Below are 15,676 nucleotides of genomic sequence, written 5' to 3'. Positions count from 1 at the left end.
CGCAACGGCGGATCAAACGTCCCGGCGGGCGAACAGCGCGATCGCCGCGAGCAGGAACAGCGTCGTCATGCCCAGCAGCACCGCGACCGAGTCGAGGGCGTACTCGCCGCGAACGAGGACCGCGGTCGGGTCGAGATACCGCGCCGGCGCGAGCGCGCCGAGCCACTCGTAGTCGCTGCCGGTGACGACCGCCTCCACGATCCACGTGGCGAACACGGTGCCGAGGGCGACCCTCCCGGCGGTGCGTCCGCCGTCGACGACGACGCCGAGGAACAGGCCGACGGCGCCCCACACGAGGAGATACGGTACCGACAGCGCGTGGAGCGCGAACAGCCGGATCAACGAGAGGGCATCGCCTACGGCGACGGAGACGCCGTACAACGCCAGCGGGACGACGAGGTTCACTACGGTGATCGGCACCAGCAGCGCGAGGAACGTCCCGACGAGGACGCTCGCGCGCGACGTCGGCGCCGACAGCGTCGCGTCCAGTCGGTCGGTCGCGACGCCGCCGGCCACGCGCCCGGCGGCGACGTACGCGACGTACGCCGCGAGGCCGACGATCCACCCCAACGTGTAGAACTCGGACGCGAGCAAACCGGCGACGCTTCCGAGCGACTCCAAGCCGAACAGCGCGCGCAGCGCCGGCGGCAGCGCCTCGGTCAGCGCCTCGATGTCGACGCCCGCGGTGACCTGTGGGCCGATCCAGACGTACAGCGACCCGAACAGCGACAGCGCCACGGCGGCGGCGACCGACGGCACGACCAGTCGCTCCGCCTCGTAGCGAGCGATCGTCAGCGTCGCGTTCGACGGCGTTCGGGGGTCGGTCGCGTCGCCGCCGCGTCGCCGCCGCGCGGAGTCCGGGTCCGCCACGTCGTTCGTCACACGTCCACCTCGTGGAAGCGGAGTGTCGCCACCGCGAGCAGGACGACGGTCGCGCCCAGCAGTACCCCGGCTCCGGCGAGATCGTACTCGCTCGCGGTGAGCACCGCGACCGGGTCGTAGTAGTGCGCCGGCGCGACCATCGCCAGCCAGTCGAGGTCGGTGCCGGTCACGGCGACGCTGACGACGTACGTCGCCGCGATCGCGCCCGCGCTGACCCCCTCGGCGACCCGTCGGCTCGGCGCGAGCACCGAACACAGCGTCCCGACCGCGACACAACACAGGAGGTACGGCACCGACAGCGCGTGGACGGCGACCACGTCAGCGATCGGGAGCGGGTCATCGATCAGCACTGACCCGCCGTACACGACGACGGCAACGACGACGTTCGCGAGCGCCACCGGGAGGAGGTGCGCGACGTACGTCTCCGCGAGCAACTGTGTCCGCGTGATCGGTGCCGCGAGCACCAGTTCGATCGTGCCGTCGTCGATCCGACCCGAGAGGCTCCCGGCCGCCAGGTACGCGACGTACGTTCCCAGTCCGAACACCCAGCCGAACACGTACAGCTCCGCCGCCATGAACCCCGCGAGCGTCCCGATCTGCTCCAACCCGAACGACTCGACGAGCGACGGCGGCAGCTGCTCGGCGTACGCCGTCAGGTCGACCTGTTCGAGCAGGCCAGGGGCGACGAGCAGCATCATCCCGCCGAAGGCCGCCAGCGACGCCGAGGCGACCACGGCGCCCACGATCCGGCGCTCGCCCTCGTAGCGGGCGACCTCAAACATCCGTGGACCCCGTGGGGCGTTCCCCACGCTCGCCGTCACGTTCGCGTTCGGGTTCGCGCTCGCGGCCGTCGGCTGCGTGCTCGGCGCCGCGGCCGTCGGCTGCGTGCTCGCCGCCGCGGTCGTCGGCGTCCGCCCCGGTCGGTCGGCGGGTCGCTGCGCCCTCGCTTTGCCCCTCGTCGTAAAACCGCATGAACACCGCCTCCAGCGGCGCCTCCTCGACGGTGAGATCGAGCAGGTCGACCCCGCCGAGCCACTCGAGCAGCAGCTCGTACGCGCCGGTGTAGGTGAACGAGACCGTGGAGGCGCCGTCGTCGGCCTCGGCGGCGGTCTCGGTCACCTCGACGTCGTGGGCGTCCGCGAGCGTGACGTCCTCGGGTGCGAGCGCGTTCGCGGCGTGGACCCGGACGGTCTTCCCGCTGCGTTCGAGCAGCGCCTCGACGTCCTCTAGGGCCGCCAGCCTGCCCTCCCGGATGATCCCCACGCGGTCGCACACCTTCCGGACCTCGCTCAGCACGTGCGAGGAGAAGAAGAACGTCGTCCCGCGGTCGCGCTCGTCGCGGACGAACCGGTGAAACTGCTCCTGTTTCAGTGGGTCCAAGCCGGTCGTCGGCTCGTCCATGATCACGAGGTCGGGGTCGTGCATGAACGCGATCACGATCGCGAGCATCTGTCGGTTGCCGCGCGAGTACTCCCCCACGTCGCGGTCGAGCGGCGGGTCGAACAGATCCAGCAACTCGTCGCTTCGGACGTCGCCCCGGAGCCCCGCGTGGTACTCGAGGATGCGCCGGCCGGCGACGCGGTCGTCGAACGACGGCTCGCTCGGGAGGAAGCCGACGTTCGCGCGGGCCCGACGGAGCGCGCCCGCGTCGGTGATGTCGGCGCCGAGTACCCGCGCGGTGCCCGCGGTCGGCGACTGAAAGCCCATGAGTGTCCTGAGGGCGGTCGTCTTTCCCGCTCCGTTGGGACCGAGGAAGCCGAACACCTCGCCGGATCCGACGGCGAACGAGAGGTCCTCGACGCCGCGGACGTCTCCGTAGTACTTCGTGAGTCCGTCGAGTTCGAGCGGGGGCATCTCTCCGTACACGTGGACCGCGACGGGGCATCAGTATACCGTCGCTACCCGAATACGACCAAACACGGCCGTATTCGTCCGCAGTCGGCCGATCTCGACTTCGCAACACTCATAACTCCCACCGACATACAATCGATGCCGAAAGGCGTACGCGGATCGGCAACGTCTCAGTCCATTGGGGTAGCTGGCCAATCCTGTTGCCTTCTGGGGGCAACGACCCTGGTTCGAATCCAGGATGGACTACTTCTCACTCGACGCTTCCGGTAGAACCCGTTCGTACCGTAGCCGCGGGGTTTCCACACGAAACAAGGGGGTCTACCCCGTCCTCGATCCAGCGCCTGCTCTCCGTGGGTGCGATCGTCCTCGCCACACAGGCCGCTGTCGGTCCCGTCTGTGATCCCGTTGTCACGGTGTCCCCGACCGATTTACGTCCCCGGCGTCACCTCCGCGCATGGTCGCCCTCGATCCGCTCTCGCTCCCGGTCGTCGGGGCGGGTGTCATCCTCGTCTTACTCGTGTGTTCGGCGTTCTTCTCCAGCAGCGAGATCGCGATATTCAGCGTCGAGCGTTATCGCGTCGGCGTCCTCGCCGAGGGAGGCGGGAACGGCGCCGTGCTGGAGGCGCTGCGCTCGGACCCCCATCGGCTGCTCGTGACGATCCTCGTCGGCAACAACGTCGTCAACATCGCCATGTCATCGGTAGCGACGGCGATCCTCGTAGCGGCGCTTCCCGCCGGCGTCGCCGTGACGGTGTCGACGGTCCTCCTCACGGTCGTCGTGCTGGTGTTCGGGGAGATCGTCCCCAAGTCCTACGGCGTGGCGAACGCGGAGTCGTGGGCGCTGCGGACGGCGCCGACGGTCCGGCGGTTCCAGCGGCTCGCCGGCCCCATCGTGACCGCCTTCGACCTCGTGACGCGACGGCTCAGCGCCGTCGTCGGAGGCGAGCCGGCGATCGAGGCGCCGTACGTCACCCGCGACGAGCTGGCGGCGCTGGTCCGCTCGGCCGAGCGCGGCGGCGAGATCGACGCCGACGAACGCGGGATGGTGGAGTCGGTGCTGGGGCTCCACGAGATCACCGCCGGCGACGTGATGGTTCCCCGGGAGAACGTCGTCGCCGTCGACTCGACCACCTCGATCCGCGATGCGGCGACGCTGGCGGCCGACGAGCGGGTGACCCGCCTTCCGGTGTTCGACGGATCGCTGGACGACGCCCGCGGGATCGTCGACCTCCGCGATCTGGAGCGGACGCTCGCGCTGGACGAGTCGGTGCCCGTCGAGCGGCTCGCGACGCCGACGCTGTCGGTCCCGGCCTCCGAGCCGATCGACACGCTGTTGACCCGGATGCAGGACGAGCGCGTCCGGATGGCGCTGGTCGTCGACGACGGCGGCGCGGTCGTCGGGCTCGTGACGACGCAGGACGTGCTGGAGGAGGTCGTCGGCGACCTGTTCGACGTGGGGACCGAGGCGAGCATCCGCGCGGTCGCCGACGGCGTGATGGTCCGCGGCGACGTGTTCCTCGACCGCCTCGACGCCGTCTTCGGGACGACGCTCTCGGCCGACGCGCCCGCGGACGCGGGAACGCTCGCCGGCTACGTGTACCACCGGCTCGGGCGCGTCCCTCGCTCCGGCGAGCGGGTCGACCTCGGCGGAATCGCCGTGACGATCGAACAGATCGACGGCGAGCGCGTCCGCCGCATGTTCGTCGAGCAGACCGGGCCGACGGAATCGCGACCGGGCTCCGAGAATCGCCCGGAATAATCTTCCCTGCGGTCACAGACACACGGGCATATGTCGCTTTTCCAGACGGGGGGCGGCGCGGTCGCCATCGACCTCGCCCTCGTCGCGGCGGCCGTCGGCGGTCTGTGGGTCGGGGCGAACTGGTTCGTCGCCGGGGCGACGAGGCTGGCCCGCCGCCTCGGTCTCTCGGGACTCGTGATCGGGCTCACGGTCGTGGCGTTCGGAACGTCCGCGCCCGAGTTCGCGGTCACGGTCGACGCGGCGGTCGCGGGCAACCCGGACATCTCAGTCGCGAACGTCGTCGGGTCGAACGTCGTCAACCTCGGGTTCGTCCTCGGGGGCGCGGCGCTCGTCCGGGCGCTGCCCACCTCCCGGGAGCTGGTGTGGCGCGACTCGCTCGTGCTCGTCGGCGTCACCGCGCTCGTCCTCGGACTGCTGTGGGACCTCCGGCTCGAACGGGTCGAGGGCTTTCTCCTGCTTGGCCTCCTCGTCGGCTACCTCGCCGTGCTCGTCCGGTCGGGGTCCGCCGGCGTGGCCGTGGACACGGCCGGGATCGAGCCGTTCGAGCGGACGGACGCCGCTCGGTTCGTCGGCGGGCTCGGGATCGTCGTCGTGTCCGCGCACCTGCTGGTCGCCTCGGCGGCCGATCTCGCGGGGGCGGCGGGGGTCTCCGATTGGGTCGTCGGTGCGACGGTCGTCGCGCTGGGCACCTCGGCCCCGGAATTCGTCACTTCCGTCGCGGCCGCACGCCGGGGCCGCGCGGGACTGTCCGCCGGGAACCTCGTCGGGAGCTGCGTATTCAACTTCCTGGGCGTCCTCGGCGTCGCGGCCGTCGTCGCCCCGCTCCCCGTGAGCCCCGCGGCCGTCTCGGGAACGACGTGGCTCCTGGCGACGGTCGTCCTCGTCGCCGTCCTCTTCGGCACGCGTCGCGTGCTCTCGAAACCCGAGGGAGCGCTGCTGATCGCGGTGAACGCCGTCAACTGGGCCGTCGACTTCCTTCGGTAGCCTCTCCCGGTTCGATCGCCTCGTACGGGCGGCCGACTACTTCCGCACGTCCAGCAGCGCGACGCGCTCGTGGATCACGTCCGCGAGCGTTCCCGCGGTCGCCGCCAACTCAGTCTCGGTCACGTCGAAGTACTCCCGGACGAGCGCCTCGTCGTAGTCGCCGAGCGTGTCACTCGGCGTCAGCAGGTCGCGGACGGCTGACGCCGCCGCGGCCTCGTCGCTGGTGTCCTCGTTGCCCTCGGTTTCGTCGCCGCCCGCCTCGCCGTCCTCCTCGGCGGCGACGAGCACCACGACGGAGCACTCGCCCTCGGAGACACCGAGGGTGAGCGCACGGTCGATCTGCCGGCGGCCGGCGGCGTACAGCATGACCTCGACGCCCCGGTCGCGGGCGACGTTCTCGCCGCGGTCGATGGCGCGGTCGGCAAACTCCAGTGCGCGTTCCAGATGCGTGCGGTCGACGACGTAGCGGGCGTCGAACGCCTGAACGGTGCAGCCGGTTTCCTCCCCGATCGTGGTCAGCTCGCCCAGGAACGCGTCGAGGTCGTCGATGGTCGCGACGCCTTCGACGAGTCTCACGAGAAATCACCGAAGGTCGCCTGTCCGCTCCCGTCGTCGTCCGCGTCGCTTCCGGCGGTCGCCGCGGCCGACGCGGTCGCGTCCTTCTCGACGCCGTCCATCGAGGGGTCCTGCCGGCCGACCGCCCGCAGGACGTTCTCCGCGGTCTTCTCGCGCCCGCGCAGCGCGCCGAGCACGACCGACTTGTCGGCCTCGCGCAGCTCCGCGCGGGTCTCGATGCCGGCCTCGAACAGTCGCCGGGCGCGCTTGCGGCCGACGCCGCGCACGCCCGCCAGATCGAGCAGTTCCTCGCTCACACCGTACTCCACGCGCTTTTTCGCCTCGCGGACGTCGAGCACCACGTCGAGGTCGAGCTCGTTCGCCAACTGCTCCGCGGCGCCGAGGAGCCACTCGGCGGTGTCGACCTTTCCGCGGATGTCCCCGGGGCCGACGCCGTAGCGCTCGGTGATCACGTCCTCGTCCAACTCGCTGGCCCAGTCCTCCAGCAGGCGCGCGGTCTTGAGCGCCGCCAGCCAGTCCTCCCACGCCACGTCCTCGAACTCCGAGGGCGCGTGTCCGAGGAACTCGTCCTCGCGCTCGTAGAACTCCTCCTCGTACGTCTCGCGGTCGCCCGACTTCAGGTACAGCTGGTACATGTCGGGCGTCCGCGCGACGAGGTGGAACAGACCGAGCGGGGTGATCGTCGGGTCGTCGCCGCCGCTGTCCCCCTCCTCGCCTCCCTCGCCGTCGCCGGGGTCGTCCGCGTCGTCGCCGGGGCCGTCCGCGTCGTCGCCGGGGTCGTCCACGTCGTCGTCCGCCCCGTCGTCGGCCATGAGGTCGTTCCCCGTGACGAAGCCGGCGTCGGCGGCGTTCTCAGGTACCTCGGCGGTGTCGCCGGGCACCTCGTCGTCGTCCGACGGGCGGCTCCGGCGGTTCGCGGCGACCGCGTCGACGCCGCCGGAGTCGACGCCCTCGCGGAGGCCGTCGACGATCTCGGCGGCCGACATCGGATCGAGGTAGAGCCGGGAGACGGTGTGGCCGATGCCCGTCGCGGTGAGTGTCCCGTCCTCGCGTTCGAGGAAGTCGTTGACCGCGAGGTACTCCAGCACGCGGTCGGTTACCTCCGCGAGGCGCGCGTCGTCGCCCGTCTGGCTCGCGTACAGGGTGCGATCGAGGAACTCCAACAGACCCTCGCGCGTCGTCGCGAACCCGGAGGCGACGGTCGCGAGGACGTGCGTGCGCAGCGCGGGCTCGGCGGCGAGCTTCGAGCGAACGTCCTCCGGTTCGGCCCAGACGTAGCGCTCGAACAGCTCGTCCATGGTGTCGCGGTCCTTCGCCAGCAGGACGGCCTCGCCGTACGGGTCGAGGCCGGGGCGGCCCGCGCGCCCCATCATCTGGTGGACCTCCAGCGTGTCGAGCGGCTGCATCCCGCCGAACTCGCCGTCGTAGCGCTTCCAGTCGCGGACGACGACGCGGCGGGCGGGCGTGTTCACCCCCGCGGCGAGGGTGGGGGTCGCGCAGATGCACTTCACGAGGCGGTCGCGGAAGGCGTCCTCGACGAGCGAGCGTTGTGTCGCCGAGAGACCCGCGTGGTGGAAGGCCGCCCCCTTCCGGACGCAGTCGGCGAGGTCGTCGGAGGTGTCGGTATCGGAGTCGTCGCGGATATCCCGCGCCAGCCCTTTCAACTCCGCCTGCTCGTCGCGGTCGAGCCGGCTTGCGGTCACGTCCGCGAGGCGCTTGGCCGCGCCCTCGGCGTTGCGCCGGGAGTTGACGAACACGAGCGAGGAGCCGCGCTGGCCGTCGACCTCCTCGTCCAACGCGTCGGCGACGAGCGCCGCCGTCTGCTTTTGTCCCTTCCCGACGGGCACCTCGCGCTGGCTCCCGTCGTCGAAGTTGACGGCGTTGCCGTAGTGGACGCCCATCTTCAGGTCGATGGGGCGCCAGTCGGACTCGACCAGCTCGGCGTCGAGCCACGCGGCCACCTCGTCGGCGTTTCCGACCGTCGCCGAGAGCGCGACGACCTGCAGGTCGCGGTTGATCTTCCGGAGCTTCGCGAGCGTCACCTCCAGCGTCGGGCCGCGGCCGCCGTCGTCGACGAGGTGGACCTCGTCGGCGACGACGCAGGTGAGGTCGTTCACCCACGGCGCGCCGTTGCGGATGAGCGAGTCGACCTTCTCGCTCGTGGCGACGATGATGTCCCGGCTCGCGAGCCACTCGCCGTCGGACTGGTAGTTGCCGGTGGAGACCCCCACGTCGACGCCGAACTCCTCCCAGCGCTCGAACTCCGTTTTCTTCTCGCTGGCGAGCGCCCGGAGCGGGACGATGTACAGCGCCTTTCCGCCCCGCTTGACCGCGGAAAGCATCGCCAGTTCCGCGATGAGCGTCTTGCCGGATGCGGTGGGAACGGAGGCGACGACGCTCGCGCCGTCGGCGACGCCCTTCTCGATGGCGTCGGTCTGGGGCGGATAGAACTCCTCGATCCCCTCCGCCTCCAGCGCCTCGGGGACGCCGTCGGGCAGGGTCGAGAGATCGGAGGGTCTCATTACCCGAGGTAGCGGGGTTCTCGGGTTTAACTTGTCGGAGCGGCGGTCGACACCGGTCGGGTGAGCGGCCGGCGAACGGCCGCTCGCGACGTGGTGGGGTCGGTGCTGCTCAGTCGGCCGCCTGTCCGCCGTCGACGGGGACGGTGTGGCCCGTGATGTAGGAGGCGTCCGACGAACAGAGGAACGCCACAACGCCGGCTATCTCCTCGGGATCGGCGATGCGCCCCATCGGCGTCTCGCGCATGGCCGCGGTATCGAACGGGGAACGGAGGGTCCGGACGACGAGCCGCACCGATCGGACGGCGGTCCGCAGCCACCCCACGAGCGAGGTGTCGCCGGTCCCGAGCACTCCAGACTGGATGTTCGTCCGCGTCGGCCCCGGTGCGACCGCGTTGACGCGGATCCCTCGACTCGCGTACTCCAGGGCGACCGACTTTGTCAGTCCCACGACCCCGTGCTTGCTCGCGGTGTAACTGGAGAGTCCGGGGATGCCTACCAGCCCGCTCTCGGAGGCGGTGTTGACGATGGCGCCGCGTCCCTGTTCCTCCATCACGGGCAGTTCGGCCTTCATGCACGCCCAGGTACCCTTGAGGTTGACGTCGATCAGTCGGTCCCAGTCGGCCTCGGAGACGCCGGTCGTCTCGACGAAGTCGGTGAGAATGCCCGCGTTGTTGTGCGCGATGTCGAGGCTCCCGTACGTTTCGACGGCGACCTCGACCATGTGCTGAACCGACTCGGTGTCGGACACGTCGACCCGAACGAAGGCGGCGTCGCCGCCGGCGTCCCTGATCCGACCGACCGTCTCACGACCGCCTTCCTCGTCGATGTCGGCGACGACGACGTTCGCGCCTTCCTCGGCGAACCGACACGCCGACGCCCGTCCGATCCCCGATCCGGCGCCCGTCACGAGCGCCGTTTCGTCGGTCAATCCTCGCATGCCCTCCCCATCGCGACGCTGACTACTCAAGCGTGTGGTCCGAGCGCTCGTCGCCCGACAGTTCGACGAGGAGTGGCCGCCCGCGCTGTTGGAGGGGAACCACCGAGCGTGTGCCGCCCACCGAGCGGCTCGCGAGGGATCGTCGGTCGAAGTGACGGTTCACCTCGGGCACGAGACGACCATCGAGGACCTCCCGATCGCGCCCGAGTAACCGGGTTACGGCTCGTGGACGTGCCCGCACTCGGGGCACTTCACTTCCTCGCCGCGCACCTCCGCGCTCGCCTCGCGCACGTCGCGCATTACCGAGGAGATCTTGTCCTCGGCGGCGAGTTCCTCCTCGACGGTCAGGTCCGCGCCCTCGACCTCCAGCAGGAACTTCGCGACCTCGGTCGACTCGTACATCACGTCGTCCAGATCCTCGGCAGTGAAGAAGCCCGACATCGCGCCGTAGAGAAACGTCGCGCCCGCCTTGCGCACCTTCTCCTCGAAGGAGGCGCGCGCCTGATTCACCGCCTGCGGGGTGTAGGTGTCCGTCATGAACGGTACCAACTGCGGGAGGTTCTCGCCGATCTTCGTCATCTCGACGCCCGTCTCCGTCCGGAAGTCCGCACACAGCCGCGCGATCGCCCACTCCCGTGCAGTCACGTAGGTACGGTCGCGAAGGAACTCGTTGACGCGGTCGTACTCCGCGCGCTCCATCTTCTGGAAGCGGTCGTACTTCGCCACATCGTCGGGTACGTCGTCGGCCGCGTCCTCGGGGGCGTCGACTGCGTCGTCGCCGACGTCCGGCCCGGGAACTGACCCTGACGCGTCGCCGTCGACCGCTCGGTCGGTGTCCGTCTCGGCCGCCCCGTCCGTCGCGGTCGCTTCCTCCGTCGCCGCCTCGTCGTCCGGGGACGCGCCGCCGACCTCTTCGCCGGCGCCCTTGCCGCCGTCGGTGGCCCGCTCGTCGTCACCGCCGGCGGCGGTCGCGTCGGCGCCGCCAGCCTCGTTCCCCGTGTCGTCGGTCATGGCGCCCCGTAGCCGAGCGACCGTGAAAAACCCGTCCCCCGCGCGTCCGACGGTCGGCGGACGACGCGGAGGATCGACGGAGGAGTCGGCGGCACGCTTTTGTCCGGGCCTCCCGACCGTCGGCGCATGAAGGTACTGCTGGGAATCGGCGGAAGCGACGACTCCCTCCGGGCGCTCGAGGACACCGTCGAGCGCGCGAAGGCCGCCGGCGACGACCTCACGGTCGCGGTCGTCGAGAACCCCCGGTCCGAGCGCTCCCCCGAGGAGGTCGACGACCGCGTTCGAACGGTGCTCGCGGACGCGGGCATCGACGCCGCCGTCCGCCACGTCGAGGGCAACGCGGGCAGCCAACTCGTCGCGATCGCCGAGGAGGAGGGATTCGACATGATCGCCATCGGCGGCGGCGAGACCAGCCCGATGGGGAAGATCAACCTCGGTAGCATCGCGCAGTTCGTCCTGCTGAACTCTCACGTCTCGGTGAAACTGGTCCGATGAGCGGCGACCGTGTCTACCCCGACGAGCCCGCCGGCCCGTTCGAGGCGCCGCCGCTGTCGTTCGTCGACGGCGAGGGTCGCGACATCGAGATCCGACCGTATCCCGACGACGCCGACGGCGAGTCCGGCGAGGACGAGTTCGAGGCGCTCGTGGAGATGTACACCGAATTCGACCCCGCGGACCGCGCACAGGGGATCCCCCCGGGCCGGGAGTCGGACGTGCGCTCGTGGCTGGAGACGATCCTCGGCGACGACGGCTACAACGTCGTCGCGTGGGACGGCGACACCGTCGCGGGCCACGCCACGCTCGTCCCCGACGGCGACGCCTACGAGCTGGCCATCTTCGTGCTTCAGGCGTACCAGGGCGCCGGCATCGGCACGCATCTCATGAAGACGTTGCTTGGGTACGGCGCGGCCAACGACGTCGACAGGGTATGGCTCACCGTCGAGCGGTGGAACCGCGCGGCGGTCGGCCTCTACAAGAAGGTCGGCTTCGAGACGAGCGACGCCGAATCGTTCGAGCTGGAGATGACGGCGATGCTGGCGGATCCGGCGTAGGTCCACGCGTTACTTCCGGCTTTCCGGCCGTGGCGTTCGGTGTCGTGTTCTTCCGCGTCGGTCACACCGACAGCACGGGCTGACTCGCGTACAGCAGCACGTACTCGGCGGCCTTCTCCAGCACCTCCCCGGGCTCGCCGGTGAGCGGCTCGCGCGGGATGACGATGAAGTCGGCGTCGATGTCCTCGGCGGTGTCGAGGATGACCGAACCGGGATGAGTGGTCTTGCGCTTCGTCGAGAAGCCGTACGCGATGGACGAGGACACCTCGACGTCCTCCGCGTGGGCGAGATCCCGAACCGTGTCGGTGAACGCCTCGGTGTCCTCGGCGACCTCCGACTGGTCGATGACTTCCTCCTCGATAGCGCGGACGACTTCCTCGCCGAGCACGTACACGGCGTGGACCTGCGCGTCGTATCGCTTGGCGACGGCGACGGCGTACTCGACTGCCGTCAGTGACTCGTCGCTCCCGTCCACCGGGACCAGCACGCGTTCGACGGTCAGGCTCATACGGATGCCTGCGACGGATGGCGTGAAAGGTGTTCCCCTCGCGTACGTTGCGATCGCTTGCAGTCCGTGGGTTCGGACTGGAGACCCCCCGCCGTCGCGACGATCGGTCACCCGGGGTACGCCAGCGCTGACAGGGCACTTTCGCGTCGACGAGGTACTCCAATGCCGGCAGACTACTCCAGCGCCGACAGCGAGAACTCGAACGCGGCCACGGGCACCTCCATGTCCCGGTCGACAAGCACCTCGGGGTGGAGTTCGCCGACGACGCCGACCGAGTCGCCGCCGATGGCGACCTCGGCGACGCGGCCGTCGAGGAAGCTGGGATGCTCGGTCGCGGGCGTCTCCAGCTCCGCGTCGAAGTCGTCGCAAACGGCCTGGAGCCGCGCCTTCGCGTCCTCGTAGGTGGCGTCGGTGCGCGCGAGCACGCCGGCGACGCGGTAATCCTCGGCGACGCGGGTGTTCACGTCGTCGTCGCGGTGGGCGACGAACCCGACCTCAGCGAGGTCCTGCGGGTAGCTCCGGTGGGTGTTGTTCTCCAGCACCTGCACCAGCGAGGGGAGTGCCCACGTCCGCAGCTGGGTGTAGTCCTCGCTGTACGGGCTGGTGATCTCCGCGCGCGGCTCGGCGCCCAGCGGGGCGTCCGACAGGTCCGCGCCCGCCTCGCGTTCGTCGAGGCGCATCCGGTCGTAGTTCTCTCCTCCCGAGGTCATGTGGAAGTTCAGCATGTCCTCGAAGCCGAGCCCGATGAGGCTCGTGCGCACCGCCCGCTCGAGCCGTGAGCGCTCGTGGCGCCCGCCGATGGTGCCGATGTCGGGGTACGTCGGCTCCAACTCGTTGAAGCCGTACGCGCGTCCCACGTCGTCGATCAGGTCCAGCGGGTGGAGCACGTCGACGCGGTACGGCGGGACCTCCACGTCGTAGACGGTCTTCTCCTCGCCCACCTCGGCGGAGTCCGTTTCCGCCTCGTCGCGACGCAGCGAGTAGGCGGCGTCGAGGCCGGACCGCTCGAACAGGTCGACGACCTCGTCGCGCTCCAACTCGACGCCGAGCATCGTCTCGATGCGGCCGTGGGTGACGGACTTCTCGTCGACCTCGAGGTCGGGCCGGAGCAGTTCGGGACCGTACTCGTCGGGGTACGTCGCGCCCTCCGTGTAGTCGACCTGCACCTCCTCGACGGTGCCGCCGCGCGCCGAGAGAGCGTAACAGAGGATGACGCACATCTTGTCGATGGTCCACTGGTCGGTCCCCGTCAGTTCGATGAACAGGTCCCGGGAGCCGGTGTCGACCTCCGTGCGCTTCCCGTTGATCACCGGCGGGAACGAGAACAGGCCGAGTTCGTCGTAGATCGCTGGATAGCGCTCCAGTCCCCTCACGAGGTCGGCGTACGTTTCGCCGGTGGGATGCTCTTTCAGCACGTCGCCGGGCGTCATCTCCGCGTTCGAGTCGAGCGGGACGAACCGGTCGCCCTGGGGGTCGACGCCGCGGTAGGTGATCGTTTTCTCGGTCGCACTCAGGTCCGCGGAGGCGGCGTTGATCGTGCCCGAGGTCTCGCTCTCCTCGTCGAGCCCCTGTCCCTTCAGCATCGTCAGGTCGTGGACGCCGATGGCGCCTTTCGCCCGTCCGCGGCCCATCGTCGCGTGCAGCTTCTCCTGCAGTTGGATGAGCGAGTCGAGCCCGGACTCGTCGAGGTCGACGCCGCGGACGACCGCGCCGGTGACGTACGGGCGCTCGTCCGGAACGGATGAGTCGACCTCGATGGTCCAGTCGGCGTCGTTCGTGTTCGGGACGTACACGCCGCGGTCGGCGCCGTACTGGTAGCGCAGCGAGCGCGCTACCCCCTCGACCGAGAGCCGATCCAAGCGATCGGGGCCGAACTCGAACTGGAGCAGGCCGTCGTCGGTGTCGCCCTCGTACTCCAGCCCGAGCGCGAACAGGTCCTCCGTGAACTCCTCGTCGCTCTTGTTCTCCTTGCCGGTCAGTCCTCGAAGCTCGTCCGTGTCGATGTCGACAACTGGCATCAGTAGGTCACCTCCGCGTTCCGCAGGAACTCAAGGTCGGCAAGGGTTCCGTGCAGGTCACGGATGTCCTCCGCACCCGTCGTGAGCATGGCGAGGCGCTCCAGCGCGAGCCCCCATGCCATCACGTCACACTCGATCCCGAGCGGTTCGAGCACCTCGTCGCGGAACATGCCCGAGTTCCCGATCTCGATCTCTTCGCCGGTCTCGGGGTGTTCGCCGAACAACTCGAAGCTCGGCTCCGTGTAGGGGTTGTAGTGCGGCTTGAACCGGATCTCCTCGATGCCGAACTGTCGGTAGAACTCCTCGAAGGTGCCCATCAGGTCGCGCACCGAGAGGTCCTCGGCCATCACCCACCCCTCGATCTGGTAGAACTCCAGCAGGTGTGTGGCGTCGAGCGTGTCGTTTCGGTACGCCTTCTGGACGGAGAAGTAGCGCTTCGGCGGCTCCAGATCCGCGTCAGCGTAGCCGGAGAGGTAACGCATCGACAGCGACGTGGTGTGCCCGCGCAGGGCGATGGCCCGCGCGAAATCCTCCGACCACGGCGAGTGGTAACCGTCGCCGTCCTCGCCGACGCCGTCGCGGTGGGCGCCCTCGACGCGGTCGACCAGCCCCTCGGGGAGGTCGGCCACCGGCGGCACGTCCAGCGCGAAGCGGTCCCAGTGGGTCCGCGCCGGGTGGTCCTGGGGCATGAACAGGCAGTCGTTGATCCAGAAGTCCGCGTCGGCGTGGGGGCCGTCCATCTCCTGAAAGCCCATGCCGACGAGCACGTCCTTCACGCGTTCGGACATGCCGCGGAGGACGTGCTCGCGGCCGCCCTCGACGGCCGGCGCGTCCGCTTCGACGTTGTACTCGGCGAACTCGACGTCCGCCCACTCGCCGCTGGTCAGGAGTTCGGGCGTGAGTCGGTCGACCGTCTCGGCGGTCTCGACGCCCTCCATCAGCGCGGTGACGCCCTCGTCGGTGAGCGTGACCGAACGGACCGTGCGCTCGTCGAGGTCGACGAGTCCCCGGCTCTCCAGTCGGTCGAGCACGTCGTCGTCGTCGACGGCGTCACCCGACGCGAGTGCTTCCAGCGCGGCGGCCTCGGTATCGGCGTCGGGGTCGGCGTCCGCGTCGGCCGAGACCTCGCCGGAGTCGACGACGCCGTACCCCTTCCGGGCGTAGTTGGCCAGCGCGATGTCGACCGCCGGGCCCTCCAGCCCGGCGGAGCCGATGGCTTCGCCCATCGAGATGTCCCCGCCGGCGTCGTGGGCGGCGCGGAACAGGCGGACCTCGGGCAGCCCCTCGCCGCGGTACGTCTCGCCCTCGTCGGTGAGCGTCGCCGACTCCTCGACGCGCTCCTCGACGGCGACGAGGCCTTCGTCGCGGAGATCGAAGGCGGCACGGGTCACCGTTTCCGGCTTCAAGTCCGTCTCTTCTGCGAGCTGTTCGATCGTCTTCGCGTCGGTCGCGCTGGCGGCCTCAAGCAACGCGACCTGCGCCTGTGGGAGTCGCATTCGGTTGTGTGCGTGTCGGTGTGGTCGGTGGTTAGTCGTGTCGTTCCGGTGCGCGCGCGGTCCGGCAGGAGCCGGCCGAT

15 protein-coding genes and 1 tRNA gene are annotated in these 15,676 nt (G+C 69.9%); 6 read left to right on the top strand and 10 right to left on the bottom strand.

Annotated elements, in window-relative coordinates; genetic code table 11:
* Nucleotides 1-12: 12 nt before the first annotated feature.
* From ABJD39_RS07895 to ABJD39_RS07885, 3 genes are read right to left on the bottom strand one after another with little or no spacing between them, the layout of a single operon-like run.
* The gene (locus ABJD39_RS07895; protein WP_348606762.1) at nt 13-882 is read right to left on the bottom strand and encodes an ABC transporter permease subunit; all 870 of its coding nucleotides are present in this window, start codon (nt 880-882) and stop codon (nt 13-15) included.
* A complete protein-coding gene (locus ABJD39_RS07890) occupies nt 879-1,664 on the bottom strand; it encodes an ABC transporter permease subunit (RefSeq protein WP_348606759.1) in 786 nt (261 codons plus the stop codon). Before ABJD39_RS07890 ends, ABJD39_RS07895 begins: the two co-directional genes overlap by 4 nt.
* On the bottom strand, nt 1,657-2,736 hold the full coding sequence (locus tag ABJD39_RS07885; RefSeq protein ID WP_348606756.1) for an ABC transporter ATP-binding protein: 1,080 nt from the start codon (nt 2,734-2,736) through the stop codon (nt 1,657-1,659). The genes ABJD39_RS07890 and ABJD39_RS07885 overlap by 8 nt, the downstream gene beginning before the upstream one ends.
* A gap of 169 nt (nt 2,737-2,905) precedes the next feature.
* On the opposite strand from ABJD39_RS07885, the gene ABJD39_RS07880 reads away from it, so the two are divergent.
* The 3 genes from ABJD39_RS07880 to ABJD39_RS07870 all read left to right on the top strand — a co-directional run bounded on the left by ABJD39_RS07880 (nt 2,906) and on the right by ABJD39_RS07870 (nt 5,476).
* Nucleotides 2,906-2,979: transfer RNA gene (locus ABJD39_RS07880), tRNA-Gln, on the top strand.
* A 208-nt stretch (nt 2,980-3,187) separates the two neighbouring features.
* Nucleotides 3,188-4,492 (top strand): hemolysin family protein, encoded by a 1,305-nt coding sequence (locus tag ABJD39_RS07875; protein WP_348606753.1) that lies wholly within the window; start codon nt 3,188-3,190, stop codon nt 4,490-4,492.
* Between the two features lie 30 nt (nt 4,493-4,522).
* A complete protein-coding gene (locus tag ABJD39_RS07870; RefSeq protein ID WP_348606750.1) occupies nt 4,523-5,476 on the top strand; it encodes a calcium/sodium antiporter in 954 nt (317 codons plus the stop codon).
* Between the two features lie 36 nt (nt 5,477-5,512).
* Here ABJD39_RS07870 and cgi121 read toward each other — a convergent pair whose 3' ends face one another.
* The 3 genes from cgi121 to ABJD39_RS07855 all read right to left on the bottom strand — a co-directional run bounded on the left by cgi121 (nt 5,513) and on the right by ABJD39_RS07855 (nt 9,511).
* Nucleotides 5,513-6,052, bottom strand: coding sequence for a KEOPS complex subunit Cgi121 (gene cgi121 / locus ABJD39_RS07865; RefSeq protein ID WP_348606747.1), 540 nt, complete (start codon nt 6,050-6,052; stop codon nt 5,513-5,515).
* Nucleotides 6,049-8,574 carry an ATP-dependent DNA helicase gene (locus tag ABJD39_RS07860; RefSeq protein ID WP_348606744.1) on the bottom strand — a complete coding sequence of 842 codons (2,526 nt, stop codon included), beginning with the start codon at nt 8,572-8,574 and terminating at the stop codon, nt 6,049-6,051. Before ABJD39_RS07860 ends, cgi121 begins: the two co-directional genes overlap by 4 nt.
* A 109-nt stretch (nt 8,575-8,683) precedes the next feature.
* Nucleotides 8,684-9,511 carry an SDR family NAD(P)-dependent oxidoreductase gene (locus ABJD39_RS07855; RefSeq protein ID WP_348606742.1) on the bottom strand — a complete coding sequence of 276 codons (828 nt, stop codon included), beginning with the start codon at nt 9,509-9,511 and terminating at the stop codon, nt 8,684-8,686.
* Between the two features lie 34 nt (nt 9,512-9,545).
* Between ABJD39_RS07855 and ABJD39_RS07850 the strand changes: the two genes are divergently transcribed.
* Nucleotides 9,546-9,722, top strand: coding sequence for a hypothetical protein (locus ABJD39_RS07850; RefSeq protein ID WP_348606739.1), 177 nt, complete (start codon nt 9,546-9,548; stop codon nt 9,720-9,722).
* A 5-nt stretch (nt 9,723-9,727) separates the two neighbouring features.
* Here the strand turns inward: ABJD39_RS07850 and ABJD39_RS07845 are convergent, their stop codons facing one another.
* On the bottom strand, nt 9,728-10,522 hold the full coding sequence (locus ABJD39_RS07845) for a DUF5806 family protein (RefSeq protein ID WP_348606737.1): 795 nt from the start codon (nt 10,520-10,522) through the stop codon (nt 9,728-9,730).
* A gap of 126 nt (nt 10,523-10,648) precedes the next feature.
* Here ABJD39_RS07845 and ABJD39_RS07840 point away from each other — a divergent pair, with 126 nt between their 5' ends.
* On the top strand, nt 10,649-11,017 hold the full coding sequence (locus ABJD39_RS07840) for a universal stress protein (RefSeq protein ID WP_348606735.1): 369 nt from the start codon (nt 10,649-10,651) through the stop codon (nt 11,015-11,017).
* Nucleotides 11,014-11,574, top strand: coding sequence for a GNAT family N-acetyltransferase (locus tag ABJD39_RS07835; RefSeq protein WP_348606732.1), 561 nt, complete (start codon nt 11,014-11,016; stop codon nt 11,572-11,574). Before ABJD39_RS07840 ends, ABJD39_RS07835 begins: the two co-directional genes overlap by 4 nt.
* A gap of 61 nt (nt 11,575-11,635) precedes the next feature.
* Here the strand turns inward: ABJD39_RS07835 and ABJD39_RS07830 are convergent, their stop codons facing one another.
* From ABJD39_RS07830 to ABJD39_RS07820, 3 genes are all read right to left on the bottom strand, one after another.
* Nucleotides 11,636-12,082, bottom strand: a complete 447-nt coding sequence (locus tag ABJD39_RS07830) for a universal stress protein (protein ID WP_348606729.1) — start codon at nt 12,080-12,082, stop codon at nt 11,636-11,638.
* A gap of 173 nt (nt 12,083-12,255) precedes the next feature.
* Nucleotides 12,256-14,100 carry a phenylalanine--tRNA ligase subunit beta gene (gene pheT / locus ABJD39_RS07825; RefSeq protein ID WP_348606726.1) on the bottom strand — a complete coding sequence of 615 codons (1,845 nt, stop codon included), beginning with the start codon at nt 14,098-14,100 and terminating at the stop codon, nt 12,256-12,258.
* Nucleotides 14,100-15,596, bottom strand: a complete 1,497-nt coding sequence (locus ABJD39_RS07820) for a phenylalanine--tRNA ligase subunit alpha (RefSeq protein ID WP_348606724.1) — start codon at nt 15,594-15,596, stop codon at nt 14,100-14,102. Before ABJD39_RS07820 ends, pheT begins: the two co-directional genes overlap by 1 nt.
* Nucleotides 15,597-15,676: the final 80 nt, after the last annotated feature.

This window comes from Halobaculum rarum (assembly GCF_040025155.1).
In the GTDB taxonomy this organism is placed as follows: domain Archaea; phylum Halobacteriota; class Halobacteria; order Halobacteriales; family Haloferacaceae; genus Halobaculum; species Halobaculum rarum.
This window is presented reverse-complemented; position numbering and strand designations above follow the sequence as displayed.

Excerpts from the sequence above, each read along its gene's own strand:
- ABJD39_RS07840 (WP_348606735.1), top strand. The coding sequence starts at position 10,649 with ATGAAGGTACTGCTGGGAATCGGCGGAAGCGACGACTCCCTCCGGGCG.
- ABJD39_RS07845 (WP_348606737.1), bottom strand. The coding sequence starts at position 10,522 with ATGACCGACGACACGGGGAACGAGGCTGGCGGCGCCGACGCGACCGCC.
- ABJD39_RS07855 (WP_348606742.1), bottom strand. The coding sequence starts at position 9,511 with ATGCGAGGATTGACCGACGAAACGGCGCTCGTGACGGGCGCCGGATCG.
- ABJD39_RS07875 (WP_348606753.1), top strand. The coding sequence starts at position 3,188 with ATGGTCGCCCTCGATCCGCTCTCGCTCCCGGTCGTCGGGGCGGGTGTC.
- ABJD39_RS07870 (WP_348606750.1), top strand. The coding sequence starts at position 4,523 with ATGTCGCTTTTCCAGACGGGGGGCGGCGCGGTCGCCATCGACCTCGCC.
- ABJD39_RS07890 (WP_348606759.1), bottom strand. The coding sequence starts at position 1,664 with ATGTTTGAGGTCGCCCGCTACGAGGGCGAGCGCCGGATCGTGGGCGCC.
- pheT (WP_348606726.1), bottom strand. The coding sequence starts at position 14,100 with ATGCCAGTTGTCGACATCGACACGGACGAGCTTCGAGGACTGACCGGC.
- ABJD39_RS07820 (WP_348606724.1), bottom strand. The coding sequence starts at position 15,596 with ATGCGACTCCCACAGGCGCAGGTCGCGTTGCTTGAGGCCGCCAGCGCG.
- ABJD39_RS07835 (WP_348606732.1), top strand. The coding sequence starts at position 11,014 with ATGAGCGGCGACCGTGTCTACCCCGACGAGCCCGCCGGCCCGTTCGAG.
- ABJD39_RS07860 (WP_348606744.1), bottom strand. The coding sequence starts at position 8,574 with ATGAGACCCTCCGATCTCTCGACCCTGCCCGACGGCGTCCCCGAGGCG.
- ABJD39_RS07830 (WP_348606729.1), bottom strand. The coding sequence starts at position 12,082 with ATGAGCCTGACCGTCGAACGCGTGCTGGTCCCGGTGGACGGGAGCGAC.
- ABJD39_RS07885 (WP_348606756.1), bottom strand. The coding sequence starts at position 2,736 with ATGCCCCCGCTCGAACTCGACGGACTCACGAAGTACTACGGAGACGTC.